The organism is Mesorhizobium sp. M1227 (assembly GCF_040318315.1).
GTDB lineage: Bacteria > Pseudomonadota > Alphaproteobacteria > Rhizobiales > Rhizobiaceae > Mesorhizobium.
This window is the reverse complement of record NZ_JAMYLZ010000001.1, coordinates 483,980-509,823: the sequence shown is the minus strand read 5'-3', so window position 1 is coordinate 509,823 and position 25,844 is coordinate 483,980. Positions and strand designations below refer to the sequence as shown.

Genomic DNA, 25,844 nt, shown 5'->3' with positions numbered 1-25,844 from the left:
GCTCTAAAAAATTAATACCCGGCGTCGCGATCCACTACATTTTCCAGCGCTTCGCCGCGCTCGAAGGCGTCCATCTGGCGCAGCATGATCGGCGCCAGGTGGACCGGATCGGAAGTTGCCGCCGCGTGCGGCGTCACGAACACTTTGGGGTGGCTCCATAGCGGGCTGGTCTTCGGCAGCGGCTCGACCTCGAAAACGTCGAGGCTGGCTTCCTTCAGCGTGCCGTCGTCCAGCGCGCGCAAAATGTCGGCGTCCTTCTGCAGCCTGCCGCGCCCGGCATTGATCAGCACCGAGCCGCCGAGGCCGTTGCGCTTCCGCAGCTCCTTCAGCACGCCGTGGTTGATGATACCGTGCGTCTGTGGCGTCAGCGGCAGCAGCACCACCAGGATGTCGGTGGCGTTTAGGAACGGGATCAGGCCGGCCTCGCCCGCGTAAGTCGAGACACCTTGCATCGGCCGATCGCTGCGCGACCAGCCATTGACGGGAAAGCCGAGCGACAACAGCACCGATGCCGCCGCGCGGCCAAGCGTGCCGAGCCCCATAATGCCGACCGAGATGTCGCTGGCCGGCCGCTGCTGCGGCTCATGCCAGATCTTCTTCTGCTGCTGGGCGCGGTAGAGCATGCCTTGGCGATGGTGGTCGAGCACCCGCCAGACGACGTATTCGGTCATGTACTGGGTCAGGTTGTCGGCCACCACCTTGACGACCGGTACGTCGGGCAAGGTGGGATCGGCGAAGATGTGGTCGACGCCGGCGCCGATCGAGAAGATGGCGCGCAGATTGGGCAGCGACGACAACAGGTTCGGCCGCTGTTTCCACACCACCGCATAGGTGATCGAGGGATCGCCGGCGCCGTTCGGCTCGAGCACCACCTCGCGCTCCGCCGACAGCAGTTCGCGCCAGCGCAGCGGATGAATACCGGTGAGGGCAAGCAGGATGCGGCCTTTTTCCATTGCGGATTGTTTTTCCCTTTTACCAACAGCGTTCGCGTCCCGACGCGCAAGGCGCGGCTGCGTTTTGATTTTGTGCATGATCTCTGGCGAAAATCTACTCGCTGACGATGCCGACCGGCGCCGTTTCGATCTTGAAGGCGGCCGAGATCAACGCCTTTGTATAGTCGGTCCGCGGTTTGCCGAAAATCTGTTCGGAAGGACCGGCCTCGACGATCCTGCCGTTGCGCATGACGATGACTTCGTTGGCGAGCGCGCGGATGACCCTCAGATCGTGGCTGATGAAGAGGTAGGCGAGGTCGTGCTTGGCCTGCAGGCTGCGCAATAGGTCGACGACCTGCGCCTGCACGCTCATGTCGAGCGCCGAGGTCGGCTCGTCCAGCATGACGAAACGCGGGTTGAGCACCATGGCGCGCGCGATGGCGACGCGCTGGCGCTGGCCGCCGGAGAATTCGTGCGGATAGCGGTTGCGCGTCGCCGGATCGAGGCCGACTTCCTTCAGCACGTCGACGACACGCTCGTCGCGCGCATCAGGCGACAGCTTCGGCTCATGGATCTTCAACCCTTCCTCGATGATCTCGGCGACCGACATGCGCGGACTGAGCGAACCGAACGGATCCTGGAAGACGATCTGCAACTCGCGCCGCAGCGGCCGCATTTCGTTGAAGGACAGCTGATCGATGCCGCGTCCGTTGAACTGGATGGTCCCGGTCGACGAGATCATCCTGGCCAGCGCCAGGCCGAGCGTCGTCTTGCCTGAGCCGGATTCGCCGACGACGCCAAGCGTCTGACCGGCCCGCACGGTGACGTCGATGCCGTCGACCGCCTTCACATTGTCGACGGTGCGCCGGAAGAAGCCCTTCTTGATCGGGAACCAGACCTTGACGTCCTTGCCGACCATCACCGGCTTGGCGGCCTGGTTGGCCGCCGGCGGCTTGCCTTTCGGCTCGGCGGCAAGCAGATGCCGCGTGTAGGCGTGCTGCGGATTGGCGAATATCTCCTTGGTCGGGCCGGTCTCGACGATCTTGCCCTTGGTCATCACGCAGACCCGGTCGGCGATCTTCCTGACGATGCCGAGGTCGTGGGTGATGAACAGCATCGACATGTTCTTGCGGCTTTTCAGGCCGGCCAGCAATTCGAGGATCTGCGCCTGGACGGTGACGTCGAGCGCCGTCGTCGGCTCATCGGCGATCAAAAGTTCAGGCTCGTTGGCCAGCGACATGGCGATCATGACGCGCTGGCGCTGGCCGCCGGAAAGCTGGTGCGGATAGGCGTCAAGCCGCTTCTCCGGCTCGCGGATGCCGACCTCGTGCAGAAGTTCCAGCGTGCGCGCCTTGGCTTTGCGATCGCCCAGGCCCTGATGCAGCTTTAATACCTCGACGATCTGCTGCTCGATCGTATGCAGCGGGTTGAGCGAGGTCATCGGCTCCTGGAAGATCATGGTGATCTTGTTGCCGCGCACGCGGCGCAGGTCTCTCTCGTCGGCGGCAAGCAGGTCGGCGCCGAGGAACAGTATCCTTCCCGACGGGTGGCTGGCGGTCGGATAGGGCAGCAGCTTCAGCACCGACAGCGCGGTGACCGACTTGCCGGAGCCGGATTCGCCGACCAGCGCCACCGTCTCGCCCTTGGCAAGGTCGAAGGAAATATGGTCGACGGCGATCGACTGGTCGCCGGCTTGCGTGAAGGCGACGCTGAGATCCTGGACCGAGAGCAGCGGGGTGTCGCTCATCTGAACGTCTTGCGCGGATCGAAGGCGTCGCGGGTGGCCTCGCCGACGAAGACCAGCAGTGACAGCATCAGCGAGATGACGACGAAGCCGGAAATGCCGAGCCAGGGCGCGTTGAGATTGCGCTGTGCCTGCTTCAGCAACTCACCCAGCGAGGCGGCGCCGGGCGGCAGACCAAAGCCGAGATAGTCGAGCGAGGTCAGCGTCGAGATCGAGCCGCTGAGCAGGAAGGGCAGGAAGGTCAGCGTCGCCACCATGGCATTGGGCAGCAGATGCCGGAACATGATGGTGATGTTGGAGACGCCGAGCGCGCGCGCCGCGTTGACATATTCGAAATTGCGGGCGCGCAGGAACTCGGCCCGCACCACGCCGACCAGCGCTACCCAGGAGAACAGCAGCATCAATCCAAGCAGGATGAAGAAGCCGGGCGGCAGGATGGCGGCGACGATCAGGAGCAGATACAGCACCGGTATTGCCGACCAGATCTCGATGAAGCGCTGGAACAGAAGGTCGGTCCAGCCGCCGAAATAGCCCTGCAAGGCGCCGGCCGCCACGCCGATCAACGCCGAGCCGGCGGTCAGGATCAGGCCGAACAGCACCGATACCCTGAAGCCGTAGATGACGCGCGCCAGCACGTCGCGGGCCTGGTCGTCGGTGCCCAGCCAGTTCCAGTTGCCGACGTTGCAATTGGGGTCTGCCTCGCCTTTCGGATACTGGTTGCAGCGCGTCTTCTTGTCGTAGAGCCAGGACGGCTTGGTCGGTGCTGCTTCGGGAATAGCGTTGTTGACGGTCTGGTAGGAGTAGCGCACCGGCGGCCAGACCATCCAGCCATTGGCGTTGATCTCGTCCTGGATCACCGGATCGCGGTAGTCGGTGACGGCATAGAAGCCGCCGAACTTCTCCTCGGGATAAGCGACCAGGACCGGAAACAGGATCTCGCCCTTGTAGGAGGCGATGATCGGCCTGTCGTTGGCGACCAATTCCGAAACCAGCGACAGCACGAACAGGAACAGGAATATCCACAACGACCAGTAGCCGCGCCGGTTGGACTTGAAGTTCTGCAGGCGCCGCTGGTTGAGCGGCGACAGAAAGGGCCGCGCGATCCGAGCCGGCGCCGTTTCGGCCATGGTCCGCGCCATCAGACGTCTCTCCGCTCGAAATCGATGCGCGGATCGACCCAGGTATAGATCAGGTCGGACAAAAGCCCGACGAACAGGCCAAGCAGCGAGAATATGTAGAGATTGGCGAAGACTACCGGATAGTCGCGCTGCACCACCGAGTTGAAGCCGAGCAGGCCGAGGCCGTCGAGCGAAAATATGTTCTCGATCAGCAGCGAGCCGGTGAAGAAGGCCGAGATGAAGGCACCGGGGAAACCGGCGATGACGATCAGCATGGCGTTGCGGAAGACGTGGCCATAAAGCACCTGCCGCTCCGACAGGCCCTTGGCGCGGGCTGTGACCACATATTGCTTGCGGATTTCCTCGAGGAACGAATTCTTGGTCAAAAGCGTCGTCGTGGCGAAGGCCGATAATACCAGCGCGGTCAGCGGCAAGGTCATATGCCAGAAATAGTCGACGATCCGCGCCGGCCACGACAGCTGGTCCCAATTGTCGGAGGTGATGCCGCGCAGCGGAAACCAGTCCCAGAACGAGCCGCCGGCAAACAGCACCATCAGCAAAATGCCGAACAGGAACCCAGGAATGGCGTAGCCGACGATGACGACGCCGCTGGTCCAGACGTCGAAGGTGGAGCCGTCCTTGACCGCCTTGCGGATGCCGAGCGGGATCGAGATCAGATAGGACAAGAGCGTGATCCACAGCCCGATCGAGATCGACACCGGCATCTTTTCCAGGATCAGGTCGAGCACCGATATGTCGCGGAAATAGCTGTCGCCGAAATCGAAGCGGAGATAGTTCCACAGCATCATGCCGAAGCGCTCGAGCGGCGGCTTGTCGAAGCCGAACTGCTTCTCCAGCTTCTTGATGAATTCGGGATCGAGCCCTTGCGCGCCGCGGTATTTCGAGCCGACGTCGCCGGCGACATCGACATTGGCGCCGCCGGCATCACCGCCGCCGCCGCCGAGGCGATCGCTGCCGCCCTGGTTGGTCAGCCTGGCGATGACCTGCTCGACCGGCCCGCCTGGAGCAAACTGGATGACGGCAAATGACACCGCCATGATACCGAACAGGGTCGGGATCATCAAAAGGATGCGGCGCAATATGTAGGCGCCCATCAGGCTTTACCCTCCTTGAGGACGACCATTGTGTCTGAAGGTGCCCCTAAGGCAATCGCCCCAGGCCAATTGCCGAAGACGGTGCCGCCCCTCATTGCCCTGCCGGACATTTCTCCCCGTATAGTGACGGGGAGAAAGGGGCTGGCCGTAGTCTCGGCGCTTCTATAGCGACGCTTATGGTCGGCGAAACCATCGATGAAGGCGCCCCTCTCCCCGTCGCTATACGGGGAGAGTATGCCGGCAGGCAGGTGAGGGGCGGCGCCAGCGCTCGCAAGAAATTCAGGCTTTGCCAATTTTTGCCGCCTTGTCTTTGTCGAACCACCACGACGTCTCGACCGGAAAGTCGTAATCCGGCTTTTGAGCGGGAAAGCCGAACATGTCCCAGAAGGCCGCCCGGTGATTCGCCAGATGGTATGTTGGAATCCAGTCTAGCCGCGCGCGCAAGACCCGATCGAGCGCGTTGAGCGCGGTGACGAGTTCGATCCGGCTCTGCGCCTTGGCGGCTGCCTCGATCAGCGCGTCGATGGCTTTGCTTTCCGTACCCGGATAGTTGCGCATCCCCGGCGTTTTCGCCATCCGGGAAGCATAGAGGATCTCCAAACCATCGGCGGTTGGCGTCGCTCCGATCGACCATGCGAGCATGTTGAAGTCGAAGTCGAAATTGCTCTGCCGCGCTTCAAACTGCGCCGAATCGACCTGCCGGACCGAAGCGTCGATGCCGATCGCCTTCATATTCTCGGACCACGGAAGGAAGATGCGAACGAGGCCATCGTCCTCGGCCAGCATTTCCACCCGCAGCCGGTCGCCCTTGTCATTGACGACGAAATTGCCCGTTCGCTTCCAGCCGGCTTCGGCAAGCAGTCTCGAAGCCTCGCGCAGCAGCTTGCGGTCGTGGCCCGAACCGTCGGAGACGGGTTGCATCACCGGATCGCCGAAGGTCTCCGGCGGCAACTCGGCTCGAAACGGCTCCAGCAGTTTCAATTCCTGGGGTGAGGGTAGGCCCTTGGCCTTGTAGTCCGACCGCTCGAAGTTCGATTGCGAACGCTCGTAGGAGTCGAAAAACAGAACCCGCCTGGTCCATTCGAAGTCGAAGCAATAGGCGATTGCCTGTCTCACGCGAATGTCGCGGAACTGCGGACGGCGCTGATTGAGTGCGACAGCCTGCATGGATGGCGTTTTCTCGCCGGGAAATTCGCGTTTGAGGACCCTGCCATCCTTCAGCGCTGGAAAGTCGTAGCCGGTCGCCCATACCCGCGCGGTGAACTCCTCGCGAAAATGCGTATCCCCTTTCTTGAACGCTTCAAACGCTGCCTGGCGATCAAGGTAGAAATCGATACGGATACGGTCGAAATTATTAAGCCCGCGGTTCACGGCCAGATCGCGGCCCCAATAATCGGCGACGCGTTCATATTCGACAGTCTGCCCGGCCACCACCCGCCCCACTCTGTACGGTCCGGAACTGAGCGGTGGGGTCATCGTCGAGGCGTCGAAATCATTGGCCGTGTAGAAAACTTTGGACACGATCGGCATTACGACGATGGCGAGGATATTCTGCGCGGACTGCTGGCCGTTGAAGGTAAGGCTGACTGTAAGCGGATCGATTGCGACCGCATCCGTCATATGCCGCAGTGCTTGGGATAGGTTCGGATGTCCCCGGTCTTTGTAGAGGTTCAAGGCGAAGACAACGTCCTCAGCCGTCAGCGGCGAGCCGTCATGAAAGCGCGCTTGTGGCCGCAGGCTGAAGCGGAAGCCGTTGCGGTCCTGCGACAAGGTGACGGATTCGGCAAGCAGGCCGTAGACCGCATCCGGCTCATCGACTGCCCTTGCCATCAGGGAATCGAAGCAGAGCTCGGTGCGCGGCGGCGAATCCCCTTTCAACACCAGCGAGTTCAGCGTGTTGAAAGTCAGGAAGCTCTGATTGAGGGTGGAGTTCGGCGGGGCGAAATTCATCCGGCCGCCCTTGGGAGCGTCCGGATTGACATAGTCGAAATGCGTGAAATCCGGCCCGTATTTGAGATCGCCAAAAGCCGACAACCCGTGCAGTTTCACGCCGGTCGGAATGGCGGCGAAAGCTCGGCCTGGCAGCAGTGCCGCAGCGGCGGCGGCACCGCCCAGGGCGAGGAAGTCGCGACGGGGCAGCGCCGTCATCAATTGCCACTCTTGTATTTGGCCGCCAGCGCCTTTTCCTTGACCGGATCGACCCACCAGGAATTCTGGTCGACGCCACTATAGGCGGGCTGCTTCTCCGGCATGCCGAACTTGTTCCAGTAGGCGAGCCAGACCACGGCACGGTAATATTGCGGCACGACGTAGAAATTCCACAACAGCACCCGGTCGAGCGCATGGGTGGCGGCAACCAGATCGTCGCGGTCGGTGGCATAGATGATCCGGTCGACCAGCGCATCGACGACCGGATTCTTGATGCCGGCGTAATTGCGCGATCCCGGCGAATCGGCGGCCTTGGAACTCCAGAAATCGCGCTGTTCATTGCCGGGAGAGTCCGACTGCCCGAGTATCGAAGTGACCACGTCAAAGTCGAAGTGAGTGACTCGGTTGATATACTGGGTCTGATCGATGAGGCGCAGCGTCGCGTCGACCCCGATCTTGCGCAGATTGGCGATGTAGGGGCTGGCGATGACCTGGTCGGTGTCGTTCCAGCCGAGGATTTCGAACTTGAACGGTTCGCCGGTCTTGGCGTTGACCATCTTGCCGCCTTTGATCACCCAGCCTGCCTTGGCGAACAGATCGACCGCGGTTTTCAGGTATTTGCGCTCCGCCTGGGCGGTGTCGTAGACCGGCAGCTTGAATTCCTGGGTGAAGACTTCAGGCGGCAGCTTGTCGCGGTACTGCTCGAGGATTTCCAGTTCCTTGCCTTGCGGCAGGCCGCTCGACGCCAGCTCAGTGCCCTGGAAATAGCTGCTGGTGCGGGTGTTGGAGCCAAAAAACAGCGTCCGGTTCATCGTCTCGAAATCGAACGGATACATCAGCGCGGCGCGCACCAGGCGATCCCTAAACAGCGGGCGCCTGGTGTTGAGCATGAAGGCCTGCATCGGTTCGGGCGACGCGGTCTTGAATTCCTTCTTGATGACGTCGCCGGCCTTGACCGCCGGGAAGTCATAGGCCGTGTTCCAGCGCCTCGAACTGTTCTCCGGCTTGATGTCGTCCAGCCCGCCCTTGGTGAAGGCCTGCCAGGCGGCATTGTCGTCGAGAAAATAGGTGAAACGCTGCCTGTCGAAATTCTCACGGCCAACTTTCACCGGCAGCTTGGCCGCCCAGTAGTCCGGCACGCGCTGCCAGATGATTTCGGACCCCGGCTTGAAGCTGGCGATCTTGTAGGCGGCCGAGCCGAGCGGCGGCTCCTGCGTCGGCTTTGTGACGTCGCGCTTCTTGCCGTTGGCGTCGGTGCCTTCCCACCAGTGCTTGGGCAGCACGACGAGACCGCCGAGAATCTGAGGTAACTCCCGATTGCCCTTCTGGTTGAAATGGAACTCCACCTCGCGATCGGAGATCGCAACCGCGTCGGTGACGTTCTCGAAATAACGGCTGTACATCGGGCTGTTCGCCTTCAGCACCTGGAACGACCAGATCACGTCGTCGGTGGTGATCGGCTGGCCGTCATGCCATTTGGCGCGCGGGTCGAGCCGGTAGGTCGCCGAGGAATAGTCGGCCGGGTATTTGTAGGCATCGGCGATCAGCGGATGGTTGACGCTGCCCTCATCCGTCGCCTGCTCCATCAGCGTGTCGTAGAGCAGGCCGCCGCCGAACTGCGCGAAGCCGGCGGCCGGCGAACCCTGCACGATGTAAGGATTGAAGCTGTCGAACGTGCCGAGCACCACTGAGTTCACTGTGCCGACCTTCGGTGCATCCGGATTGACGTAATCGTAGTGCTGGAAATTATCGCCGTATTTGGATTCGCCGATCAGCGACGAGGTCGTGCGCCATTCGTCCGCGAAGGCCGCCTGCAGGCCGCCGGCAAAAGCAGCCAGCATCAGCACCGATTTCAGAAGCGTCCGCGCTCGGCCAACCGTCATGCGTTCTCCTCTTCGCGATATAGCGCCGTCACCATAGCGTCTGGGGCCCAATCTAGATCATTTGGCGGCGCTGAAAACCGCAACCGAGCGGCTTTGTCGTCGCATATGCATTTTTCCTAACGAAAAAGCCGGGCTGAACCCGGCTTTTTCAAGGATAATGTCATTACAGTTTTGTTATTTTGCGGGCGCCGCCGGGGCGGCTGGCGCCGCGCCTTCTGCCGGCTTGGCAGGGGCTGCACCTTCGGCCGGCTTGGCGGGCGCGTTTTCGGCCGAGGCGCCGGGCGCCGGCAGCGGCTTCGGATTGTCCGACAGCGTGCGCAGATAGGCGATGACGTTGGCGCGGTCCTCATCCTTCGGCAGGCCAGCGAAGCCCATCGCCGTGCCCTTCACGAACTTCTTCGGCGAGGTGATGAAGTGGTTGAGATTGTCGTAGGTCCACTTCTCGCTGCCGCCCTTGGAGAACTCCTTCATGCCGGCCGAATAGGCAAAGCCCTCATGCTCGGCGACCGGACGGTCGACGATGTCCCAGAGATCGGGCCCAACCTTGTTGGGGCCACCCTTTTCGCCGGAGTGGCAAGCCTGGCATTTCTTGAAGATGGCGGCGCCCGCTTCGGCGTTGGCGGTGGTCAGCAGCTCGGCGATCGGCTTCACGGCCGCGGCGGGAGCGGCCGGGCCGCCTTCGGCGGGCTCGGTCGCCTCGATGGCGAAGCCGGGCTTTTCAGGCGCCGGCGAGGCGAACAGCGCGTCGGACACGATGCCAACGGAAAAGACGATGAACACGGTGCCGAGAAAGCCGGCGAGCAGCTTGTTGACTTCGTTGGAATCCATACGCCCCAGGCTCCCTTTTCCGGCGGACCGATCCGTCCACTCCGTCCGTCGGTATCGTGAACCACCCTGCGAGGCGGTCAAATCGCGCGGAAACTAGGTCTTTTGCTCCGGCGTTGCAACACCTATAAGGGCGCTGCCGGTGAGACCTTTTGCCACTTTTGTCCCCCTCTTTTTCGAGCCCCTGCCCGCCTCATGTCCACGCTCATCCTGATCCCGGCCCGCATGGCCTCGACCCGCCTGCCGGGCAAGCCGCTGGCCGACATTGCCGGCACTCCGATGATCGTCCACGTCGCTCGCCGTGCTGCCGATGCCGGGCTCGGCCGGGTCGTCGTCGCCACCGACACGCAGGGCGTTGCGGGGGCGGTGCGCGCGCATGGTTTCGAGGCGGTGATGACGCGGGCGGACCACGAAACCGGTTCCGACCGCATCTTCGAAGCGCTGACCATTCTCGACCCTGGCAACAGCGTCGAGACCATCGTTAATGTGCAGGGCGATCTGCCGACCATCGACCCCCTTGTTATCGGCGCCGCGCTGAAGCCTTTCGAGAACGCAGCGGTGGATATCGCCACGCTCTGCGTCGAGATCGTACGCGACGAGGAAAAGACCAATCCGAACGTCGTCAAGCTGGTCGGCTCGCCACTCTCGACGACGCGGCTCAGGGCGCTCTATTTCACCCGCGCCACCGCCCCTTGGGGCGAAGGCCCGCTCTACCATCATATCGGCCTCTATGCCTATCGCCGCGCCGCGCTCGAACGCTTCGTTGCGCTGAGGCCGTCGCCGCTGGAGCGCCGCGAGCGGCTGGAGCAGTTGCGGGCGCTTGAGGCCGGCATGCGCATCGATGCGGAGATCGTGCAGTCGGTGCCGCTTGGCGTCGACACGCCGGACGATCTCGAACGCGCCAGGGCGCTCCTTTCCGACTAAGAAATTCCCTCAATTCCCGAGACTCCGCGCATGCCTGAAAAGACCAACAAAATATCCTTCCAGGGCGAGCCGGGCGCCAATTCCGACACCGCCTGCCGCAACATGTTCCCGTCAATGGAGCCGTTGCCGTGCCCGACCTTCGAGGACGCCTTCAACGCCGTCGAGACCGGCAAGGCCGATCTGGCGATGATCCCGATCGAGAACACCATTGCCGGCCGCGTCGCCGACATCCATCATCTCTTGCCGGAATCGAAGCTGCACATCATCGGCGAATACTTTCTGCCGATCCACTTCCAGCTGATGGTGCTGCCCGGCGTCAGGCGCGACGAGATCAGGACCGTGCACAGCCACATCCACGCGCTCGGCCAATGCCGCAAATACATCCGCAAGAACGGCTGGAAGGCGACGGTGGCCGGCGACACCGCGGGCGCCGCCAAGATGGTCGCCGCGATGAAGGACCGCACCATGGCGGCGCTGGCGCCGGCGCTGGCCTCAACGCTCTACGGGCTCGACATCATCGAGGAGAATGTCGAGGACACCGACAGCAACGTCACCCGCTTCGTCGTGCTGACCAAGAACAAGCAATGGGCTGAACGTCCCTCGGCCGACGCCAGGATGATGACGACCTTCATCTTCCGCGTCCGCAATGTGCCGGCGGCGCTCTACAAGGCGATGGGCGGCTTCGCCACCAACGGCATCAACATGACCAAGCTGGAAAGCTACCAGCTCGGCGCGTTTACAGCGACGCTGTTCTACGCCGATATCGAGGGTCATCCCGACGATCCGCTGGTGAAGCTGGCACTCGACGAGTTGCGCTTTTTCTCGCGCGAAATGCGCATCCTCGGCGTCTATCCCGCCAGCGCCTCGCGCGAGCAGTGGAAGGTGGCGGATTAAGATCCGGTCAGGTCAGGCCGAGCTTGTTCCGTTTGGCCGGCTTGCCGCATTCGCGCCGGCTGATCGACCGGTTCATGGCGTCGATCTTGCCGCTTGCCTGGTCGGCGTCGCGTTTGGCTTTTGAGCGCATATCCGGCGTGAACGGGCCAAAGCCCGTCGCCGGGTTGGAGAACGACGGCTTGGCGTCCACCGGCAGATGATATTGCTGCGCCAGGCCGTTTCGTTGCGCCAGCAATTGATCGCAAGGCACCTTGTCAAATAGCAGCGAGGACTGGACGTTTTCGTCCTGCCGTTCGGACATCGAATTGCCGACGCAGCCGGCCATCGCCAGGCAAGATGCCAAGACCGTCATGTTCCAGCGCATGAACGTGCTCCTTGTCTTTCGCAGCTGCGGCTTCTCATGCGCAGCGGCAGAAGTCTTAGCCAGATTTTACGCTGCCGGAAAGCGAGCTTGCCACTACGGCCAGCCCTTCGACCGGTTGGCGGCGATCCTGCCGGATGATCGTTGCCTGCAGCGACAGGATCGAAAAGCCGTCGGCATCCAGAACCCGCTCTACATAGCCTTGCGAATGCGCGTAGCGGCGCGACGGCTGCAAGGCGAAGCCGGCGCTGTCAGACGATTCTCCGCTCGGGAGCGTCTCGACGGAGAACGCAAACAGACCGCCGCCGGCAAGCATTCCGGCAATCTTGTTCACCACCCTGTCGAGCGCGCCGGCATAGATGAACACATCGGCCGCCGTCACCAGATCGGCTTTCGGGCCAGAATAGCAAAAGTCCTGCAGGTCCGTCTTGACGAGCAGATCGTAGACGCCTTTGGCGCGCGCCTGCCTCAGCATGCCGGCCGAGATGTCGTAACCCTCCAGCCGGTCGGCGATCGGCCGCAGCCTCTGGCCCATGAGGCCGGTACCGCAGCCGAGATCGAGCGCCAGCGAAAACCGGCCCGGCCGTGCTGCCCGGATGGCGCGGTCGAGGCATTCGGGCAGACGGTAGCCGAGCCTGTCGACCAGTTCACCCTCGAAACTCCCGGCATAGTGGTCGTACAGCGTCTCGACGAAGGCGCTGGGCGGCGCCTGGGCCGCCGCCGCCCTGCCGATCAATTGCAGCTTGAGCACCGCGCCGAGCCTGTCCGCCGGGTCCAGCCGCAGCGCCGTCGTCCAGGCCTGCGCGGCACGATCGCGCGCGCCCGCCGCTTCCTGCATCTCGCCGAGGCGGAACCAGCCGGCTGGCCATTGCGGCGCCAGTTCGAGCGCGCCGAGCAGCAATTCCGCCGCTGCCGCATGATCGCCGGATGCATAAAGCATTTCGGCATAGTCGGCGCGGCGGTCGGCGGTCAAATCGCCGGACGAGGTCTGGAGCGGTTTCATGCGATCGGGTTCCGCCGGGTGTTTGCAGCCGGCTTGCGCTCTATGCTGGAGTCAGCAGTGACTTACAACAGGCTTCCCGCGCCGGAATTAGCGCCTATCTTGGGGCCATGCGCGCCAGCGACCTGCTTCATCCCCGGCCGGAAGGGCTGTATTGCCCGCCCGGCGATTTCTTCATCGACCCGGTGCGGCCGGTCAACCGGGCGCTGATCACACATGGCCATTCCGACCATGCCCGCTCCGGCCACCGCTCGGTGATGGCGACGCAGCAGACGCTCGACATCATGGGGCTGCGCTACGGCGACAGTTTTGCCGGAACGACGCAAGCCGCCGTGCTCGGCGAGACGATTGCGCTCGACGGCGTCACCGTCAGCTTTCACCCGGCCGGCCATGTGCTGGGCTCGGCCCAGATCAAGGTCGCGCACCAGGGCACGTGCATCGTCGCGTCCGGCGACTATAAACGCCAGAAGGACGCGACCTGCGAGCCGTTCGAGCCGCTCAAATGCGATGTCTTCATCACCGAGGCGACGTTCGGCCTGCCGGTGTTTCGGCATCCGCCCGATTCCGAAGAGATCGCCCGGCTGCTGAAATCGACCGAACAGTTTCCCGAGAGAACGCATCTGGTCGGCGCTTATGCGCTGGGCAAGGCGCAGCGCGTCATGCGGCTGCTGCGCGATGCCGGCTACGAAAAGCCGATCTACATCCACGGCGCGCTGGCCAAGCTCAGCGAATATTACCAGAGCCAGGGCATCGATCTCGGCACATTGGAACCGGCGACCGTCGAGACCGGCCAAAAAAGCGACTTTGCCGGCGCCATCGTCGTCGGCCCGCCATCCGCCTTCGCCGATCGCTGGGCGCGGCGTTTTCCCGATCCGATGTCGTGCTTCGCCTCAGGCTGGATGCGCATCCGCCAGCGCGCCAAGCAGGGCGGCGTCGAGCTGCCGCTGATCATCTCCGATCACTCCGACTGGGACGAGCTGACGGCGACGATCAAGGAGACCGGCGCCGAAGAAATCTGGGTAACGCATGGCCGCGAGGAGGCTCTGGTGCGCTGGTGCGAACTCGAAGGCATTGCCGCCAGGCCGCTGCATCTCGTCGGCTACGAGGACGAGGGCGATTGATGGTGTTTTTGGATCCAGCAATCGCCGGTACGGCGCTCTGCGGCAAGCCTTTCTCATTGGCGTCGCCCCTTCCATGAACCGCTTCGCCGAGCTTCTCGACCGGCTGGTGCTGACGCCGTCGCGCAACGGCAAGCTGACGCTGTTGACCGACTATTTCCGCAGCGTCGAGGATCCGGACCGCGGGCTGGCGCTGGCGGCCATTACCGGCGATCTGTCCATCGCCGCGGTCAAGCCGGCGATGCTGCGCACACTGGTGATCGAGCGCATGGATCCGGTGCTGTTCGGCTATTCCTACGACTATGTCGGCGACCTGGCCGAGACCGTGTCGCTGGTCTGGCCGCAAGCGCCGGTCGACGTTGCGAACCACGAGCCGACGCTGGCCGAGGTGGTGGCCAAGCTGCAGGCGGCGAGCCGTTCCGACGGGCCGCAGGTGCTGGCCCGGCTGCTCGACAGCGCCAGCACGTCGGCGCGCTTCGCCATCATAAAGCTGGTCACCGGCGGCCTGCGCATCGGCGTCTCGGCGCGGCTGGCCAAGCAGGCACTGGCCGATTTCGGCAAGGTCGATATCGCCGAGATCGAGGAACTCTGGCACGGGCTGACGCCGCCCTATATCGGGCTGTTCGCCTGGCTGGAGGGTAAAGCGGAAAAGCCCAGGAAAACGGCGCTGGCGCTGTTCAGGCCGGTGATGCTGTCGAATGCCGTCGGCGACGGCGACCTCGAAAGGCTCGACCCGGCCGACTACGCGGCCGAATGGAAATGGGACGGCATCCGCGTCCAGGCGGCTTGCGAAGGCGGCATTCGCCGGCTCTATTCGCGCACCGGTGACGACGTCTCCGGCGCCTTTCCGGATCTTGCCGAGGCGATGGATTTTTCAGGCGCCCTCGACGGCGAGCTTCTGGTCGGAGACCCCAGGCAGGCGACGGGCACGTTCTCGGACCTGCAGCAACGGCTGAACCGCAAGAGCGTGTCGCCCAAGATCCAGCAGCAATACCCCGCCTTCATGCGGTGCTACGATGCGCTGCAGATTGGTGACGAGGATTTGCGCGGACTTCCCTTCCGCGAACGGCGCGGCCGGCTCGAGGCCTTCGTCAGGACGCTCGATCCGAGCCGCTTCGATCTGTCGCCGCTGGTCGAATTCACCAACTGGCAGGCACTCGAGGAATTGCGCCGCAAGCCGCTGCATCCGGTCATCGAAGGCGTCATGCTGAAGCGCTGGGATTCGCCGTATGTGGCCGGTCGGCCGAAGGGCCCGTGGTTCAAATGGAAGCGCGATCCGCACACGGTCGACGCCGTGCTGATGTATGCCCAGCGCGGCCACGGCAAACGCTCGAGCTTCTATTCCGACTACACATTCGGCGTCTGGTCCGGGCCGGAAGGATCGGAGGAGCTGGTGCCGGTGGGAAAGGCCTATTTCGGCTTCACCGACGAGGAACTGAGGCAGATCGACAAATATGTCCGCGACAATACGATCGAGCGCTTTGGCCCGGTCCGCTCGGTGCGTGCCGACCGCAGGAACGGGCTGGTGCTGGAGGTTGCGTTCGAAGGGCTCAACCGCTCGACGCGGCACAAATCCGGCGTCGCCATGCGCTTTCCGCGCATTTCGCGGCTGCGCTGGGACAAGCCGGCGGCCGAAGCCGACCGCATCGAGACGCTGCAGGCGCTGCTCGATAGTTAATGCATGTCGCGCAAAAAACAGTGCAGCGGTTTTGCGGTAACGACATGCATCAGAACAAGAATCTGAAGCGCGTCGCATGAGGCCGGTCCGAACGCGACGTGCTTTAGGGAACGACTGAGACGCGGATCTCGTAGATGTCGACCGACTTGCCCTGCTTGTCGAAGTCGGAATTGATGGCGATGGTGCCGGCAGCGCCCGGACGCTTGTCGGGAAAGCGCACGTCGAACAGATATTCATTGCGCTCGCGACCGACCGCATAGCGCTTGCGGCCGCAGTCGCCGAGTTCGCCGAAATTGCAATCGACGGAAATCTGCGTCTCCTGGCCCTCCTCGGAGCGCGCGATGATGTCGAATGTGGCATGCTTGCCGGCCAGTTTTTCCAGCACGCCTTGTCCGACGTCGAAGCTGATGGCCGAGCCGGATGCCCCCGAGCGGATGCGCAGGAAGGAACCGCTTTCGTCCTGGATGACGTCGGCCTTGGTGTCCGACGGTGCATTGACCTGCGTCGGGTCACCCGGCGAAAAGACATTGATCCAGTCGTGCGCCTGGTCCTGCTCGCCCTGCTTCGGCGGCGAAGCAGTGTCGTCCGGCGTGAAATCATCGCCGTCGACCGTTGGCGGCGCTTCCGGCGGCGCCGTGTCGAGCTCGGTCGCCGATTTGAAGACGCCGGTCTGGTTGGCGAAATAAAGGCCGATGCCGGCGGCTGCGAGCAGCGTCACACCGAAGAAGATCGCGCTCAAGGGCAGGCGCCGCCGTCTCGCCCGCCGGTCGTCGCGGTCGGGCGTCACTTCCGCGTCGTCCGTTTCGGCGTCGGCTTCGGTCGGAACCGAGGCCGCCATGTCGATCACCGGCGCCTCGGCAACAGGCGCATCGGGCATGATGTCGGGAACGACCGGCAGGACGCGCGACCGCGGCGCATCGGATTCGGGCGGCTGCGCCGGACCGTCAACGACGACATCGGGCGACGGCGCGGCTTCAGCTTCGGCCGGGGGCTCCACCTCCGGTGCTGCCTCCAAACTGTCGGTCGGCGCGGCGACGTCGGCAACCGCCGGCAGGAATTCCGATTCGATTTCGGTGATCTTCGCCTGGACCGCCTTGCGCCGCTTGATGGCGACTTCCACCGTGACGTTTGGATTAGCCTGCAGGGCACGGTCGAGTGCCGCGAAAGCCGATCGATAGACCCGCTCGCGAAACGCCCGGTCGTCGGCATTGCCTTTCTCGAAGGCATTACGGATCGCTTTTTCGATCGCGTCCAAGCGAATTCCCTCTGCAATTTCACTCACATTGCCATGATCGTTAGCCGCAGGCGACCAATCAATCAACAAGCGAGCGGCCGCATTCTGCCTTGCCGAGGGGCACAAAGCTCATTTCGGCGGTTTTCGGTAAAGGAATCAACATTTTTCCCTGATTTTCCCGCCGCGGCCAACGTGGCGGATGGGACGGCCTGCCGATACGGCATCACGCGGCCAATGGTAGATCCGCGCGGCGGCTGCCCTTGCGCCCGGCCGGAGGCGGCACCAATTGCCTCGTCCTGAAATCGCGACTGCCATCTTGAATTCGCGGCCGGTTGCGTCTATCACGCAGCCCATCTTGGAAGCTCGGCTTCCCGGGCCGCTTTAGCTCAGTTGGTAGAGCACATCATTCGTAATGATGGGGTCAGGTGTTCGAGTCACCTAAGCGGCACCAAACGGCCTATCCCGCGCGCCTGCTTCAACCGGCGTTCAGCCGAGTGGAAAAGCTGCCGCCGCCGAGACGAGGGCGAGCATTGCCAGCACGATCCCCGCCGCCCGACAGATGACGCGATGATGCCGCACCGCGGCAGCGCGCACGAGCGGACGCGAAAGCGCGACGGCCAGGAATCCGTACCAGCCTATGTCGATGATGGCGACGATGGCCGCGACCATCAGCATCTCGTTCGAGGTCCGGATCGGCAGCATCAGCCCCATGAAGGCGACGGCGAAGAAAGTGGCGGTTTCAGGCGAGAGAATGCTGATGAGAAACCCTCCGGCAAACAATCCGGCCTGCCGAGGCGCTTCGCCGATGGCCGGCGGCGCCGTTCTGGCGATGCGCAGGGCCATCCAGCCAAGGACGGCCGCACCGGCGATCTTGACCGCCGGCACCGACAGCGACCCGGAAAGATGAACGGCGCCAAACGCCACCAGGACCGCCAGCACGGCGGTACCGGCGCCGATCCCGGCCACCAGCGGGATCGTCCTGCCAAAGCCGTGCAAGGAGGCAAGGCTGCCGGTCGCGAGGCCAATAGGGCCTGGCGTGATCATGATCACCGTATATGCCGCCAGGAATTGCAGCATCGCCGTCGACAGAATAAGCGAACTTGACATGCCAGTCTCCCGTTTGCTGCGCCGGTTACAGATTAGAGAAGAATCACCGTCGCGCTCCCACTCCCTGTTTCTCACCATGCGACGCGAAAATGCTTAGATGTTTTCAGATTTACTTTCCAAATAGAAGAATATCCCCGCGTGCCCAAAGCAGGTAACAGACGAGAAGCGTCGCAGGGATTGCGATAGCCTGGATCTGATCGGTGCGAGCGTCAGCAATGACGCGGGCGACTTCGGTCGCGGTGACGATAATTGCCGGAAAGCGGCTGAGCAGTACCGAAAGGCGGAAGAGCTCCGGCATTTTGAGGCCGAAGAGCACCGCGCCATGCGCGCCGAGCCTGAAGGCGCTGCCGAACTTGCCCACGGCATGGAGCAACCCCGATGTCACGACCAGGATTGGATTGCCGACGAGCAGCAGACTTGACCCGAGCACCAATGACCCGGTGCCGGACAGAAAATCTGCGCGCTGTATTACCGACGGGTCGAGATGTCCGTTGCTGAGGGCGCGATGATACTCCTCGCCGCTGCGCAAGAAGATGGCGCTCGCCACCAGCAGCGCCAGTGAGTTCCAGCCGCCGGCGAGGTCGTGGCCGAACATTAGAGGCGCGGCGAAAGTGCTGCTCGCCTCGGTTAGCGCCAGCCGAATCTGCATGAACATGGCCATGCCGAGGCCCAGCACATTGCCGGCAATATAACAGCCTCCGGGTCCTGAAAGCCGCACCGCGACCGCTTGTGCCAATCGTTGTCCTGGCCAGCGCCGCTGGGCATCCGCTTTTTCGCTTGCCGACATCGCCCCTGCTCCTGGTACGATCCGCCCCAGCGACGGACGCCGGCGGCGGCCCCCGTTCCGCCGCCGTTGCCCGCCTTCTCCCCCGGATCGTGAAGGCGTCGTGGTGTTGGGAGGTCCATCCACGCTGCGAGCAGAAGCCTACGCGGAGCGGCGGGCGTGCAAATCGGTACCGCCACCCATTTTTAGGCGGTCGATTTCCCAGTTTTCGCGGAAATTTTGCTGTGGGAACTACCCAGAGCCTGTTCCATCCCGACAGAATCGGCTGGGATCATGATCCAGTCTGGTGCGGTTCCAGCGGATGGGTGCCCGTCAACAGCCACGGCTCGCCTCGCAGGCGCAGGAGGATTTCCATGCGGTTTGCGGCATTGAGCTTGCCGAGCAGCGAGGAGACGTGATGCTCGATCGTGCGGGGCGAGCGCGACAGATGTCGCGCGACCTCCTTGTTGCTGATGCCCTGGGCGATCAGGGCGAGCACCTTCTGGTCGTGCCGTGTCAGGCCGAGTGGATGGCGGCGAGCTGCCGCATAGGGTCCGCGCTGCACCTTCGGCAGCAGGCCTGACAGGCCCTGACGCTGCGCAAGCTTGCGCGCGAGCGCCGCGGCCGCGGGCGCGTCGATCTGGTCGAGCATCGCCACGGCGCGAGCGAGCGCCGCCCCCGCATCCGCCCCACGAACCTGCATGAGGGAAAGCGCTGCCTCATAGGGCAGCGACAAACGCGTCCACTCCGCCGCGGCGGTCTGCGGATCGCCGAGAAGCTCGGCGGACCAGGGCGAGGGAATCGGCGCCGATTGCGCCGGCAGCGACCCGGGCATTCCGCATCGACGCCACCAGACCGACAATTCGCCAAGGTCCCGGGGGCGGAAATTGTCGAGGTTCATAGCCGCCAGCTCGGTAAGCTGCGCGTGGCTGGCGCCGACATCCTCGGCAAGCCAGGCCGCCTCCGCCAGCGCCAGGCGAACCGGGACGATACGCTGCGGCTCGCCGGTCGTCTGGCCCTCCACAAGCGCGCGCTGCAAAAGGTCGACGCCGTCGGTCTCGCCCAGCCTTACGCGGACCGTGCCAAGCACGGTGAGCGCCGGCAAGTGCATCACCATCGGCAGGCGTTCCACATTCATGACGCCCTGAGCGATGGTTGCGGCCTCGCGAAACCGGCCCTGTTCCATGCAAAGCTGCGCCTGCCGGCCGAGCAGGTATTGCGCCGCCGAATCGAGGTCGTGCCTGGTGCAGAATGCGATGCCTTCGGCCAGCAGCCGCTCCGCCAGCTCGAAGTCCTTGGCCACCACCGCGCATTCCGCAAAGTTCGTATAGGCCCGCGCCGCATGGTCGTGGAGCCCGTGCTCGAGCGCCAGGGCAAGGCTTTCCTCCAGCCGCTCAACGCCGCCGGGGCGGTTGGCAAACATGAGCGCGGTTCCGACATTGTTGAGGGCGTGAACACGCGTCTCGACCTCGCCCAGCCGATCGGCCAGACTGATCGCGCGCTCGCCCCATTCGATCGCCTCATCGAAACGATAGTGCAGCATGTGGAGCTGCGAGCGCGTGCTGTGGGCCATTGCCACCTCGGGACCGGGCGGCAGGCTTTCCACCTCACGCACGGCCTGGTCCGCATATTCCTCCGCTTGCGGGCCTTCGCCGCGCCGCCAGTGCAGGCGCGACAGCCAGCGTAGATTAAGGCCTACCTTGTCGATCCGGCCCAGCTGCCGCCAGATAGCGATGGCGCGATGCCGGGCCTCGATGATGGCGTCATAGACAAGCAGCGCCAACCCGGCCTCGTACGCCCAGTCCTCATGGAGCTGCGCGGCCAGCTCCGGCGGGGCCTGGTCGACATATCTGAGTGCGGTCGCCAGATGCGAGGCCGCCTCCCGATGCGCCCCCAGGCGCGCGGCTTGGCTGGCGGCGAGCGGCGCAAGTTCGAGCACGCGTTCGCCATTGTCGGCGCCGCCGGCGTGGTGCACGCGGCGCGAAAGCAGAGCGCTTGCCTGCGAGGCCGGAACTTCCGAGAGTGCCGCTTCGACCTTCGCATGGAGCGAGCGTTGCACAGAGGGGGAGAGCCGGTCGAGCGTCGCTTCCCTGGCAAGCTCGTGACGAAATGTCAGCGCGCCCTGGTCGTCCCGCCGCAGCAATCCGCGCACGACACATCGATCGACGAGCACTTCGGCCTCGGCCCCGAGAAGGGCCCGGATCAGCCACGGCTCAACGCTGCCCGGCATGATGCTCATGACCTCCAGGACGTCGCGCTCTCCAGGCGTCAGGCGCGACAGGCGCGACCACACCGCGTCGCGTATGGAATCGGGCACACGCGCCGATTCGGTCTCGCTGCTGGACAGGAGCTCGGTAACGAAGAAGGGATTGCCCTCGGTAATGCGATAAAGCCCATCGGCGGAGCGGCCGGCCTGTTCGGCCAGCATTGTCACCGCCTGGGGAGACAGCGGTCTAAGCGTCACGCGGCGTACCGAGGCGGCGGGAAGATCGCCGAGCACGTGGGTCAGCGGGTGATCGGCGTTCAAATCCTCTCTGCGCATGCTCAGCACCAGCATGGTGCGGAGCAGGGAGACGCGGCGCCCGAGATATCTTACGAGGTCGAGCGTCGCATTGTCCGCCCAATGCATGTCCTCGAAGATGAGCACGGTCGTGCCCTTGGCGCGCTGCAGCGCATTCAGCAATGCCGGGAAAAGCCGCTCCGGCGCAGCGGTCTCCTCAAGCAGCGCCGCCACGCGCGGGTCGAGCAAGTGCGCCATGTCCTGGAGAGGGCCCAATGGGCGCGGCGTGAAGAGCGCCTCGCACCAGCCCCACAGCACCCGGCAGTCCCGGTCGGCGTTTTCCGCGAATTCGCGCAGCAGAGAGGTCTTGCCCAGGCCCGCCTCGCCGTGCACCAGCACGGTCCCGCCATGTCCGGCAGCAGCTCTCTCGGCCGCGGCCAACAAAGCTCCAAGTGGGTCCTCTCGCTCAAGCAGCATCAAGCCCGCGCCTCCAGAATATTGAAGGTACAACAGCAGGCAATGAGTGCAACACAGTCGTTTCACATGGCCGGGAATGTTTGGCAAATAGCCGCTCGGAACCGGGCGTCATTTGTCCTGGAGCAGATATGTTTGCCGCTGCCGTAGGCACGAAGGCCACAGAACAGGCAGACCCCGCCACGGCGGGCGTTGACAGCCCAGGCGAAGCGGACTGTAGTTCTGCGAAGCAACCACTGCCCCGAGCCTCGAAAAAGGCCGCTCACTTCACCGGATTGTCGCCCAGCGACGCCACAGTCTTCAGCGCGCCGTCGAGCATGTCGCCCTTCTCGTCCTTCAGCGCCGCTTCGCGCAGGCGCCGGATCCAGTCTGCGGCGTCCGGGCGGCCCTTGAGCTGGTCGAGCGCCGACAGCACCCGGTCGAATTTCGACTGGGCGCGGGCGTGGGTGTCGCTGTAGCCCTTGATCAGCCGGCGGCAGTTGAGGATCTCCGTGCCAAGCGCGTAGTCCTGGCCGACTTGGCCCAGCGCCAGCGCATACCAGCGCTCGATATGCGCGGTCTCGACCTTGTGGCGCAGCAGTCGGCGGCGCCAGCGGCGCAGGCCGCCGATGAACCACAATGCGGCAAAGCCGGCGAAACTGTCGGTGCGGATGCGGCGGCCGCGGTTGATGCGGCGGTCGAGGAAGGCGGCGAGCTTCGGCCGGCTTTCGATGTAGCTGCCGAGCCCGGCCGGCAGCGTGCCGCAGAATTCCTCGATGCGCGGATGGAAATATTCGGTCACCTGCAGGACCGAGCCGTCCCTGACGCCGACCTCGCGGCGTACGCGTCGGTCGCGGCTAGAGCGCGTCTTCAGGTCGGCGACGCGGATCATGTCGTCGTAGCACATGGCGTTGGCCAGATGCTTGGCGGCGGCGATCGACAGCGCGTAGGCGTGTTCGACATCGTCCAGAGCGACGGCCTTGTCGAGCCTATCGAGATACTCGCCGCCATAAGCAACGTCCTGATAGTCAACCACTTTTTTCAGGCCGCGAAGCGCCATGTCGCGCACGGGTACAGGCAGCGTGGCGACGCGCGCCGCCAATTGTTGCCAGCCTTTTAACAGGCTTTCCGGACCGCTGACTTTTGTCGTTGCGGCTAAGCCGGTTTCGGCGGCTGCCGGCTGTGCAGTCTTGTCGCCCGAATGCACACTCGCGATGCCGCGCGCCCGATCGTAGGCGGCGCCGAAGGCGGCGAGGCTGGCCTTGACACCACGGCCGCCGGCACTGACCGCCCGCTCATAGCTTTCGCGACTGAACGGCAAGGCGTCGGAGCCGGCCAGCGCGCCGAGCAGGCTGGCCGAGATCATCGAGCCATTGTCGGCGGCGATCCTCTCCATGTCGAAGGCGATGAAGCGCTTGGCCGCGGCTTCCGCCGTGGCATGCACCTTCGAGGACGAGGCGCGGCCATCGCCGGGCTCGATCTTCTCCGAGACCGCGGCGATGCGGTGCGACGAGGCGATCAGCGTCGTGCGCTCGGGCGTGACGAAGCCGCGGATGATGGCGCGGCCGGCTTCCATCAGTTCGGCGGCAATCAGGATGTCGACGTCGCCCTGCGACGGCGACAGCGCGAAGACCGGCTGGCGGCCGGTATCGCGGCACATTTCGACATAATAGATGGTGGCGCCGGTGCGCTGGGCGACGCCGGCGACCGAGGTCGATTGCGCGACGTAGCCGTTGCGCTCGGCGACGTCGGTGATCCAGTCGGCCAGCACGCCGCCGCCCTGGCCGCCGACCGCCAGCACGGCAAGCTTGATGACGCGCTCGTCGTCCGGCGCGCCGGCCTTTGAACGGGTTGATGGAACGGCGTCAAGCATCGGCGAATATCAGGCGCCGGCTTTCACGGCGCCGCTGCAAGAGACCGATCATGGCGCGACGCGCGGCTTCAAGGAAACGGTCCCAGCGGCTCGGATTGTGCACGACATCGGCGCGGTAGAAGGACGGGCAGAGCACCGCCGCATCGGCAACCTCGCCGCAATTGCCACAGCCGACGCAGCTTTGGTCGATATGCGCCACCGGATCGTCGCGCAACGGATCGTCGAGCGACTTCACCGAAAGCGACGGACAGCCGGACAGCCGCATGCAGGCATGGTCGCCGGTGCAGATATCTTCGTCGACACCGAATTTCGGCTTGACTATGCGCGTCCCGCCCTTGATCGCCTTGTCGACCAGCGGCTTTTCGCGGCGCTGCCGGTTGAGCATGCATTCGGACGAGGCGACAATGACTTTCGGGCCCTTCTCGTCCGTCGTCAGCGCCTCGCGCAGCGTGTCTTGCATCCTGGTTACGTCGTAGGTGCGGTCGATGTGGCGCAGCCATTTGACGCCCATGCCCTTCACCGCCTCGGTGATCGGGTGCTTGGTCGACTTGGTCTTGTTGCCGGCGCGGGACGACAGGATGTCCTGCCCTCCGGTCGCGGCCGAATAGAAATTGTCGACGATGACGATGACGCCGTCATTCTTGTTGAACACGGCATTGCCGACCGAGGAGGTCAGGCCGTTGTGCCAGAAGCCGCCGTCGCCGACGAAGGAGATCGAGCGGCGCTTGGCATCGGGCGAATTGAACGCCGAAGCCGAGGCCGGCCCAAGCCCGTAGCCCATGGTAGTGGCACCTAGCTCGAAAGGCGGCATGATCGAGAACAGATGGCAGCCAATGTCGGAGGCGATGTGGTGCTTGCCCAGCTCCTGTTCGACCAGCTTGGTGGCGGCGAAGATCGGCCGCTCCGGGCAGCCGACGCAGAAGCCGGGCGGTCGGCCCGGGACGACGTTGATCAGGTCGGCGGTGTCGAGCCCGTCGCCGATCTTGTTCGGCGCGCGGACCTCGCTTGGCAGCAGATGCGGGATGGTGGCACGCAGGAACGATCCGATGCCGTCGAGCATCACCTGGCCGGTATATTCGCCGGCCATAGGCAGATGTTCCTTGCCGACGAGCCTGGTGCCGCGGCCGGCCTTGTGCAGCATCGCGGCAAAGGCCTGTTCGATGTAGTTGGGCTGGCCTTCCTCGACGACGAGAACGGGGTCCTTGCCTTCGCAGAAGGACAGGAACTCGTCGTCGACTAAGGGATAGACGGCGTTGAGCACATAGAGCGGCACGTCGGTGTCGCCATAAGTGTCGGCGAGGCCGAGCCGCTGCAGCGCCCGGATGACCGAATTGTACATGCCGCCCTGCATGACGATGCCGACCGAGCCGTGCTCCGGGCCGAAAAACTCGTTGATCTTGTTGGCGCGGATGAAATCCACCGCCGCCGGCCAGCGTTTCTGCACCTTTTCCTTCTCGTGCAGGAACGACGCGGGCGGCAGCACGATGCGGCCGGTGTCGCGGCGCGGCGCCTCGAGCGCATCGGCCACAGTCATTGCCGGGCGCTTGTTGTCCTTGGCGATGAAATGGCCGTGGACATGGCAGCAGCGAATACGGACCTGCAGCATGACCGGCGTGTTGGAAACCTCGGACAGCTCGAAGCCGTCCTCCACCGCCTTGACGATCGACGGCAGGTTCGGTCGCGGGTCGAGCAGCCAGACCTGGCTCTTCATGGCAAAGGCGTGGCTGCGCTCCTGCATGATCGAGGAGCCTTCGCCGTAATCCTCGCCGACGATAATCAATGCACCGCCGGTGACGCCGCCGGAAGCGAGATTGGCGAGCGCGTCGGAGGCGACATTGGTGCCGACCGTCGACTTGAAGGTCGCCGCGCCGCGGATAGGATAATGCACGGATGCCGCCAGCATAGCGGTGGCGGTCGCCTCCGAGGCGCTCGCCTCGAAATGCACGCCGAGCTCGCCCAGGATATCCTGCGCGTCGGCCAGCACGTCCATCAAATGGCTGATCGGCGCGCCCTGATAGCCGCCGACATAGCCGACGCCGCATTGCAGCAGCGCCTTGGTGATGGCGAGAATGCCTTCGCCGGAAAACTCCTCGCCGGCGCCGAGCCTGAGCTTTTCGACTTCCTTGGCAAAAGACCGTTCGGCCATTTTGGGCTCCTTCCGTTACCGCCCCGAT

19 protein-coding genes and 1 tRNA gene are annotated in these 25,844 nt (G+C 64.0%); 5 read left to right on the top strand and 15 right to left on the bottom strand.

The window, feature by feature from the left end; translation table 11 throughout:
- Positions 1-11: 11 nt before the first annotated feature.
- From NKH28_RS02330 to NKH28_RS02300, 7 genes are all read right to left on the bottom strand, one after another.
- Positions 12-953, bottom strand: coding sequence for a 2-hydroxyacid dehydrogenase (locus NKH28_RS02330; protein WP_352455091.1), 942 nt, complete (start codon positions 951-953; stop codon positions 12-14).
- A gap of 94 nt (positions 954-1,047) precedes the next feature.
- Positions 1,048-2,679, bottom strand: coding sequence for an ABC transporter ATP-binding protein (locus NKH28_RS02325; RefSeq protein WP_352977667.1), 1,632 nt, complete (start codon positions 2,677-2,679; stop codon positions 1,048-1,050).
- Positions 2,676-3,815: an ABC transporter permease gene (locus tag NKH28_RS02320; protein ID WP_352540489.1), complete on the bottom strand. Its 1,140-nt coding sequence runs from the start codon at positions 3,813-3,815 to the stop codon at positions 2,676-2,678. Before NKH28_RS02320 ends, NKH28_RS02325 begins: the two co-directional genes overlap by 4 nt.
- Entirely contained in the window at positions 3,815-4,909 is a 1,095-nt protein-coding gene (locus tag NKH28_RS02315) for a microcin C ABC transporter permease YejB (RefSeq protein ID WP_352470038.1), read from the bottom strand. The genes NKH28_RS02320 and NKH28_RS02315 overlap by 1 nt, the downstream gene beginning before the upstream one ends.
- Positions 4,910-5,188: 279 nt before the next feature.
- Entirely contained in the window at positions 5,189-7,057 is a 1,869-nt protein-coding gene (locus tag NKH28_RS02310; protein ID WP_352977665.1) for an extracellular solute-binding protein, read from the bottom strand.
- On the bottom strand, positions 7,057-8,940 hold the full coding sequence (locus NKH28_RS02305) for an extracellular solute-binding protein (RefSeq protein WP_352540487.1): 1,884 nt from the start codon (positions 8,938-8,940) through the stop codon (positions 7,057-7,059). The genes NKH28_RS02310 and NKH28_RS02305 overlap by 1 nt, the downstream gene beginning before the upstream one ends.
- A 174-nt stretch (positions 8,941-9,114) precedes the next feature.
- A complete protein-coding gene (locus tag NKH28_RS02300) occupies positions 9,115-9,768 on the bottom strand; it encodes a c-type cytochrome (protein ID WP_352540486.1) in 654 nt (217 codons plus the stop codon).
- Between the two features lie 192 nt (positions 9,769-9,960).
- Here NKH28_RS02300 and NKH28_RS02295 point away from each other — a divergent pair, with 192 nt between their 5' ends.
- Both NKH28_RS02295 and NKH28_RS02290 read left to right on the top strand, forming a co-directional pair.
- Positions 9,961-10,689, top strand: a complete 729-nt coding sequence (locus NKH28_RS02295) for a 3-deoxy-manno-octulosonate cytidylyltransferase (RefSeq protein ID WP_352470034.1) — start codon at positions 9,961-9,963, stop codon at positions 10,687-10,689.
- A gap of 30 nt (positions 10,690-10,719) precedes the next feature.
- Positions 10,720-11,583, top strand: a complete 864-nt coding sequence (locus NKH28_RS02290) for a prephenate dehydratase (protein WP_023717847.1) — start codon at positions 10,720-10,722, stop codon at positions 11,581-11,583.
- Positions 11,584-11,590: 7 nt separating this feature from the next.
- Here NKH28_RS02290 and NKH28_RS02285 read toward each other — a convergent pair whose 3' ends face one another.
- Complete coding sequence (locus NKH28_RS02285; RefSeq protein ID WP_352470032.1) at positions 11,591-11,947, bottom strand: hypothetical protein; 357 nt, start codon at positions 11,945-11,947, stop codon at positions 11,591-11,593.
- 55 nt (positions 11,948-12,002) lie between these two features.
- Entirely contained in the window at positions 12,003-12,947 is a 945-nt protein-coding gene (locus tag NKH28_RS02280; RefSeq protein ID WP_352470031.1) for a methyltransferase domain-containing protein, read from the bottom strand.
- A gap of 107 nt (positions 12,948-13,054) precedes the next feature.
- On the opposite strand from NKH28_RS02280, the gene NKH28_RS02275 reads away from it, so the two are divergent.
- Complete coding sequence (locus tag NKH28_RS02275; protein ID WP_352470029.1) at positions 13,055-14,065, top strand: ligase-associated DNA damage response exonuclease; 1,011 nt, start codon at positions 13,055-13,057, stop codon at positions 14,063-14,065.
- Between the two features lie 73 nt (positions 14,066-14,138).
- Positions 14,139-15,740 carry a cisplatin damage response ATP-dependent DNA ligase gene (locus NKH28_RS02270; RefSeq protein WP_352540485.1) on the top strand — a complete coding sequence of 534 codons (1,602 nt, stop codon included), beginning with the start codon at positions 14,139-14,141 and terminating at the stop codon, positions 15,738-15,740.
- Positions 15,741-15,843: 103 nt separating this feature from the next.
- Here the strand turns inward: NKH28_RS02270 and NKH28_RS02265 are convergent, their stop codons facing one another.
- Positions 15,844-16,995 (bottom strand): hypothetical protein, encoded by a 1,152-nt coding sequence (locus NKH28_RS02265; RefSeq protein ID WP_352540484.1) that lies wholly within the window; start codon positions 16,993-16,995, stop codon positions 15,844-15,846.
- Between the two features lie 354 nt (positions 16,996-17,349).
- Between NKH28_RS02265 and NKH28_RS02260 the strand changes: the two genes are divergently transcribed.
- A tRNA-Thr gene (locus NKH28_RS02260) sits at positions 17,350-17,425 on the top strand.
- A 35-nt stretch (positions 17,426-17,460) separates the two neighbouring features.
- Here the strand turns inward: NKH28_RS02260 and NKH28_RS02255 are convergent.
- From NKH28_RS02255 to NKH28_RS02235, 5 genes are all read right to left on the bottom strand, one after another.
- The gene (locus NKH28_RS02255) at positions 17,461-18,081 is read right to left on the bottom strand and encodes a LysE family translocator (RefSeq protein ID WP_352470025.1); all 621 of its coding nucleotides are present in this window, start codon (positions 18,079-18,081) and stop codon (positions 17,461-17,463) included.
- 109 nt (positions 18,082-18,190) lie between these two features.
- Positions 18,191-18,868 (bottom strand): hypothetical protein, encoded by a 678-nt coding sequence (locus tag NKH28_RS02250; RefSeq protein ID WP_352501693.1) that lies wholly within the window; start codon positions 18,866-18,868, stop codon positions 18,191-18,193.
- A gap of 268 nt (positions 18,869-19,136) precedes the next feature.
- On the bottom strand, positions 19,137-21,821 hold the full coding sequence (locus NKH28_RS02245; RefSeq protein WP_352977661.1) for an ATP-binding protein: 2,685 nt from the start codon (positions 21,819-21,821) through the stop codon (positions 19,137-19,139).
- Positions 21,822-22,080: 259 nt separating this feature from the next.
- The gene (locus tag NKH28_RS02240) at positions 22,081-23,670 is read right to left on the bottom strand and encodes an indolepyruvate oxidoreductase subunit beta family protein (protein WP_352540482.1); all 1,590 of its coding nucleotides are present in this window, start codon (positions 23,668-23,670) and stop codon (positions 22,081-22,083) included.
- Positions 23,663-25,816, bottom strand: coding sequence for a thiamine pyrophosphate-dependent enzyme (locus NKH28_RS02235; RefSeq protein ID WP_352977658.1), 2,154 nt, complete (start codon positions 25,814-25,816; stop codon positions 23,663-23,665). The genes NKH28_RS02240 and NKH28_RS02235 overlap by 8 nt, the downstream gene beginning before the upstream one ends.
- Positions 25,817-25,844 lie beyond the last annotated feature (28 nt).

Coding starts and splice junctions, on each gene's coding strand:
- NKH28_RS02330 (WP_352455091.1), bottom strand. CDS start 953: ATGGAAAAAGGCCGCATCCTGCTTGCCCTCACCGGTATTCATCCGCTG.
- NKH28_RS02275 (WP_352470029.1), top strand. CDS start 13,055: ATGCGCGCCAGCGACCTGCTTCATCCCCGGCCGGAAGGGCTGTATTGC.
- NKH28_RS02315 (WP_352470038.1), bottom strand. CDS start 4,909: ATGGGCGCCTACATATTGCGCCGCATCCTTTTGATGATCCCGACCCTG.
- NKH28_RS02255 (WP_352470025.1), bottom strand. CDS start 18,081: ATGTCAAGTTCGCTTATTCTGTCGACGGCGATGCTGCAATTCCTGGCG.
- NKH28_RS02305 (WP_352540487.1), bottom strand. CDS start 8,940: ATGACGGTTGGCCGAGCGCGGACGCTTCTGAAATCGGTGCTGATGCTG.
- NKH28_RS02295 (WP_352470034.1), top strand. CDS start 9,961: ATGTCCACGCTCATCCTGATCCCGGCCCGCATGGCCTCGACCCGCCTG.
- NKH28_RS02280 (WP_352470031.1), bottom strand. CDS start 12,947: ATGAAACCGCTCCAGACCTCGTCCGGCGATTTGACCGCCGACCGCCGC.
- NKH28_RS02310 (WP_352977665.1), bottom strand. CDS start 7,057: ATGACGGCGCTGCCCCGTCGCGACTTCCTCGCCCTGGGCGGTGCCGCC.
- NKH28_RS02320 (WP_352540489.1), bottom strand. CDS start 3,815: ATGGCGCGGACCATGGCCGAAACGGCGCCGGCTCGGATCGCGCGGCCC.
- NKH28_RS02290 (WP_023717847.1), top strand. CDS start 10,720: ATGCCTGAAAAGACCAACAAAATATCCTTCCAGGGCGAGCCGGGCGCC.
- NKH28_RS02250 (WP_352501693.1), bottom strand. CDS start 18,868: ATGTCGGCAAGCGAAAAAGCGGATGCCCAGCGGCGCTGGCCAGGACAA.
- NKH28_RS02300 (WP_352540486.1), bottom strand. CDS start 9,768: ATGGATTCCAACGAAGTCAACAAGCTGCTCGCCGGCTTTCTCGGCACC.
- NKH28_RS02240 (WP_352540482.1), bottom strand. CDS start 23,670: ATGCTTGACGCCGTTCCATCAACCCGTTCAAAGGCCGGCGCGCCGGAC.
- NKH28_RS02235 (WP_352977658.1), bottom strand. CDS start 25,816: ATGGCCGAACGGTCTTTTGCCAAGGAAGTCGAAAAGCTCAGGCTCGGC.
- NKH28_RS02325 (WP_352977667.1), bottom strand. CDS start 2,679: ATGAGCGACACCCCGCTGCTCTCGGTCCAGGATCTCAGCGTCGCCTTC.
- NKH28_RS02285 (WP_352470032.1), bottom strand. CDS start 11,947: ATGCGCTGGAACATGACGGTCTTGGCATCTTGCCTGGCGATGGCCGGC.
- NKH28_RS02245 (WP_352977661.1), bottom strand. CDS start 21,821: ATGCTGCTTGAGCGAGAGGACCCACTTGGAGCTTTGTTGGCCGCGGCC.
- NKH28_RS02270 (WP_352540485.1), top strand. CDS start 14,139: ATGAACCGCTTCGCCGAGCTTCTCGACCGGCTGGTGCTGACGCCGTCG.